Below are 4,707 nucleotides of genomic sequence, written 5' to 3'. Positions count from 1 at the left end.
CATAAGCACACCGATGCTGCCCACGATGCTGGCTTTGTCCACGTAAATCTCATCGGCAGCCGATGCGATGTAGTACGCCGCCGATGCACACGTGTCTTCCACCACCGCGTAAACCGGCTTTTTGTGCAGCTCTTTCAGCCGCATGATTTCATCGTTGACCATGCCCGCCTGCACCGGACTGCCACCGGGTGAATCAATGACGAGCACCACCGCCTGTGCGCCTTCATCTTCGAACGCAGAACGCAAAGAATCCAGGATGTTGAGGGCGCTGGCATCCACACCCGCGCCGATTTCACCCTTGATCTCGATCATGGCCGTGTGGGGGGTCGTGGGGGCCGACGCAGAGGGGGTTTTGGCCACCCCCATCCAAACGGCCACACCGGCCACGGCCAACCACACGAAGCGCCAGAACATCTTCCAGCGCCGGGCCAAGCGCTGCTCTTCCAGCATCGAAAACGCCAACTTCTCCAAGGTTTTGCGCTCCCAACCCACCTCAGAGACAGGCGTAGATTCTTCTTTATTCATAGCTAACTTTTGAATACCATCAAGCGCCAGATGGCAATTTTGTTAATGATTTGGCCCCACAGAGGTCACACCACACCTGCGGGCGGTTGCACTTTGTATTGTGTACGCCAGTGCACCGCGCCCCCTTGCTCACCGAGTTGAATTTTCACCAACCCGCCCCGGCATGGCCCACCGGCACACGCCCCCGTGTCTGGGCGGTACACAGCGCCATGGGTGGCACACAGCAACCAGCGACCGGTGATGTCGAACACCTGGTTGGGCTGCCAATCCAACTCCATGGGCACATGCGTACAACGGTTGAGATAGGCTTGCACCTGCCCACGGTGGCGCACTGCAAACGCGCGGCAACTTTGCCCCATGTACACCACGTCAAACGGCACCGCAGGACCCCCTTCCACCAGCGCGACCGCGGGACACAGGGGCACCCATTGCCCGTCATCATCGGCAGAAAAATGGGCCATGGGGTCAGGCATTGGCCAGCAGCCACTGGCTCAGCTCGGCCACCGAATGCGCCACCACCAAAGGGTTCAAAGTCGCAAAGGCGCTGGGCTCGTGGGCCCCGTAACTCACGGCAACGCTGGCACAGCCGGCGTTCAAGGCCATTTGCAAATCGTGGGTGGTGTCACCCACCACCAAAGTGCGCTCGGGCGGCACACCCAATTGCGCCATCAGCTCAAACACCATCCGGGGATGGGGCTTGCCGGCGGTTTCATCGGCCGTGCGGGACGCATCAAACAAACCTTGAAGCTCCACCGCCAGCAGGGCCTCGTCCAGCCCACGCCGGCTCTTGCCGGTGGCCACGGCCAACCGGTGTTGGCGGGCCTTCAACGCAGCCAGCAAAGGCAACACGCCGTCGAACAGGCTGATGTCGTTCTGGTGCAACAAGTAATGGTGTCGGTAGCGTTCGCCCAACTCGGGGTAACGCGCCGGTGGCACATCAGGGGCAGCGTGCGCCAGCGCCTGCATCAGGCCCAGGCCAATCACATAAGACGCGGCTTGGTCGGTGGGCCGTGCGCCCCCCACATCCACCACGGCGGCCTGAATGCACCGGGTGATGATGGCCGTTGAATCGAACAAGGTGCCATCCCAATCGAAGGCAATGAGATCAAACTGACGGCGCGGGCTGGGCTGCATGGTCGGGCGTGGGATGTGGGCGATTGGGAATTGTGCCTTCGCCGCCCATCCGATCGGAGGCCCACACACACAAGTGACACCCAAAAACACAAAACCCGGCACGGTGGCCGGGTTGTGTGTGGGATTGGTGCATCAAATCAGATAGTCGTCGATGTTTTTGCCTTCGGCCAGCACCGCCCGCACCCACTCGGGTTTGCGACCCAATCCACCGGCCCACAACTCACCGTTCGGGCCACGGTATTTGGCTGGCGCAGTGGACTTGCTTTTCACAGCGGCTTTGCGGGGACCCGCTGCAACCGCGCCATCCAGACCCAAATCGGCAGCAGTCAAACCGAATTCTTTCACTTTGGCTTTGATGCCTTGGATAACATCAGCCAATTCGGTTTTGCGGGCCGCTTCGGCCTGCGCCATGATGGCTTCTGCTTGCGCTTTGAGTTCGAGGTAGGTGGACAATTGATTTCCTTTGGAAAAATTTGAATTCAAAACTCGTTACCCAACGGAGTTCGGCTTTAATTCTATCCAACAAATCAATCCATTTCACCCACGCCCACCCACCTGACCTCAAATGGATTGGGCCGTTGGCAACATATTCCGCAATTCCAGCGGCAACGCTGCCTGCAATTCCATTGCTTGTTGACTGACAGGATGGTTCAAAGCCAATTTCCACGCATGCAAAAACATGCGCTTGTGGCCGGCTTTGACCAGCGCACGGTTCCATTCGAAATCACCGTACTTGTCATCCCCCGCAATCACATGGCCTGCGTGTGACAAATGCACGCGAATCTGGTGTGTTCGCCCCGTTTTGATGGTGACCGCCAGCAAACTGCAACCCAACAGGTCTTCTACCTGCAGTTCCGCAGGGTCGTTTACTTGGGCCACCACCTGAACCAAAGTCACACTTCGCATGCCATCGGGGTGGTCGGCCGCTACCACTTTCACGCGACGCTCGCCATCGGGCAACAGGTATTTGTGCAAAGGCTGGTCCAGCACTTTTCGGTTGACTGGCCACACACCTTTCACCAAAGCCAAATAGGTTTTGCCCGTGACACGCTCCCGGAATTGGTCTTGCAACTGCCGCAATGCACTGCGTTTTTTGGCAATCAGCAACACACCACTGGTTTCCCTGTCCAACCGGTGCACCAATTCCAAGCAACGGGCTTGGGGACGCGCCTGGCGCAACTGCTCGATCCCCCCAGAACTGACACCGCTGCCGCCGTGCACCGCCACGCCTGCCGGTTTGTGGATGGCCAAAAATGCGTCGTCTTCAAACAAGACCGGGAATTCCCGTGCAGGCACATGGGCGGTGGACGGCTGCGGCTCTGCCGACACCCGCACAGGCGGAACCCGCACCACATCGCCCGCCACCAATTTGTGCTCAGCCCCGACACGTCCTTTGTTCAACCGAACTTCCCCCGATCGCACGATTCGGTAAACGTGGGTTTTGGGCACACCTTTCAAATGGCGGAACAAAAAATTGTCCAACCGTTGGCCGGCTGCATCTTCATCCACCGTGAGGTGGAGGACCTGTGGCGCATTCAAACGAAATCCTGTCTGCGGGTAAACCCGACGGCTGAGGAAGCGGTGGGCCAGCGCCTATAATTCAGATCGCCAGGCACGCTTCGTAAGTGGTTGATTTGCCTTGAAGTTTAAGGCCCACCACCCCGTGCACACCTGGCAAAGAAGATGCCACCCGCTGCCCGGTCCTCAACACGTGCTTGGAAACGCCGAGCCTTGACCACCTGTGGCAGCGGTCGGATCGTCGAAACCGCCCGCGAACACGACCACGGAATACCCCCAACCACCCAGACGCACCAACAGCTGGGTGGCGATGCGAAGTGAACCCATGTTGAACAAACAGGGGCCAGGTTTCTGGCTCAATCCCACTCCATCACGCGCCCATGCCCCGGCACGCGTCCCAGACACAGTGGTATCAACCACTCGTGACAGTGTCTGACGCGCCGAAGGCTCTCCGGCAATTCCCCCCTCGTTCGCTGTTTTCGACGCACCAGTGGCCCACAGGCCATCTGCTTTGAGCAGGTGGCTTTCACGTGAACCATGACAACGCGAAGGACTCCGCACCATGAAAAGAATGCTGATCAACGCCACGCAGGCTGAAGAGCGTCGGCTGGCCATCGTCAACGGGCAAAAACTGCTCGATTACGAAATTGAAATCGAAGGGCGCGAACAGCGCAAAGGCAACATCTACAAAGCCGTGGTCACCCGCGTCGAGCCCAGCCTGGAAGCCTGCTTTGTGGACTACGGCGAAGACCGCCACGGTTTTTTGCCTTTCAAAGAAATCTCACGCCAATACTTTGCACCCGGTGTGTCGGTCAGCCAGGCCCGCATCCAGGACGTGATCAAAGAAGGCCAGGAACTGCTGGTCCAGGTTGAAAAAGAAGAACGCGGCAACAAAGGCGCAGCCCTCACCACCTTCGTCAGCCTGGCTGGCCGCTATGTGGTGCTGATGCCCAACAACCCACGCGGCGGTGGCGTGAGCCGCCGCATCGAAGGCGAAGACCGCCAGGAGCTCAAAGCAGCCCTCGACCAGCTGGAATACCCCAACGGCATGAGCATCATCGCCCGCACCGCCGGCATTGGCCGCGACGCGAACGAGCTGCAATGGGACCTGAACTACCTGCTGAAGCTGTGGACCGCCATTGATGGCGCCACCAAAGGCGGCAAAGGCGCTTACCTGATCTACCAGGAATCCAGCTTGGTGATTCGTGCCATTCGCGACTACTTCAACAGCGACATTGGCGAAATCCTGATCGACACGGACGACATCTTCGAGCAGGCCCACCAGTTCATGAACCACGTGATGCCCGAGCACGGGCACCGCGTGAAGCGCTACCGCGACGACGCGCCGCTGTTCAGCCGCTTCCAGATCGAACACCAGATCGAAACCGCCTACAGCCGCACGGTGAACCTGCCCTCGGGCGGCGCCATCGTGATCGACCAGACCGAAGCGCTGGTGGCCGTGGACGTGAACTCGGCACGCGCCATCAAGGGCGGCGACATCGAAGAAACCGCCACCCGCACCAACCTGGA

The 4,707-nt window shown here is 59.4% G+C and carries 7 protein-coding genes; 1 reads left to right on the top strand and 6 read right to left on the bottom strand.

Translation table 11 applies throughout. The annotated features are described in order from the left end of the window. From V7028_RS15245 to V7028_RS15220, 6 genes are all read right to left on the bottom strand, one after another. On the bottom strand, positions 1-525 hold a 525-nt coding region (locus tag V7028_RS15245; protein WP_334120938.1), incomplete at its 3' end, for a S49 family peptidase. A 65-nt stretch (positions 526-590) separates the two neighbouring features. Next, on the bottom strand, positions 591-998 hold the full coding sequence (locus V7028_RS15240; RefSeq protein ID WP_334120937.1) for a Rieske (2Fe-2S) protein: 408 nt from the start codon (positions 996-998) through the stop codon (positions 591-593). Beyond that, positions 991-1,659, bottom strand: coding sequence for an HAD family hydrolase (locus tag V7028_RS15235; RefSeq protein WP_334120936.1), 669 nt, complete (start codon positions 1,657-1,659; stop codon positions 991-993). Before V7028_RS15235 ends, V7028_RS15240 begins: the two co-directional genes overlap by 8 nt. Before the next feature lie 132 nt (positions 1,660-1,791). Continuing rightward, complete coding sequence (locus tag V7028_RS15230) at positions 1,792-2,112, bottom strand: H-NS histone family protein (protein ID WP_334120935.1); 321 nt, start codon at positions 2,110-2,112, stop codon at positions 1,792-1,794. 108 nt (positions 2,113-2,220) lie between these two features. Further along, on the bottom strand, positions 2,221-3,198 hold the full coding sequence (locus tag V7028_RS15225; protein WP_334120934.1) for an RluA family pseudouridine synthase: 978 nt from the start codon (positions 3,196-3,198) through the stop codon (positions 2,221-2,223). A 165-nt stretch (positions 3,199-3,363) separates the two neighbouring features. After that, positions 3,364-3,741 (bottom strand): hypothetical protein, encoded by a 378-nt coding sequence (locus V7028_RS15220; RefSeq protein WP_334120933.1) that lies wholly within the window; start codon positions 3,739-3,741, stop codon positions 3,364-3,366. Between V7028_RS15220 and V7028_RS15215 the strand changes: the two genes are divergently transcribed. Then, positions 3,740-4,707: Rne/Rng family ribonuclease (locus tag V7028_RS15215; RefSeq protein WP_334120932.1), on the top strand; the 968-nt coding region annotated here is incomplete at its 3' end. The genes V7028_RS15220 and V7028_RS15215 overlap by 2 nt on opposite strands.

Origin of the sequence: Limnobacter sp. (genome assembly GCF_036846585.1) — a bacterium.
Taxonomy (GTDB): domain Bacteria; phylum Pseudomonadota; class Gammaproteobacteria; order Burkholderiales; family Burkholderiaceae_B; genus Limnobacter.
The sequence above is the reverse complement of the archived record's forward strand: the minus strand, read 5'-3'. Positions and strand labels throughout refer to the sequence as shown.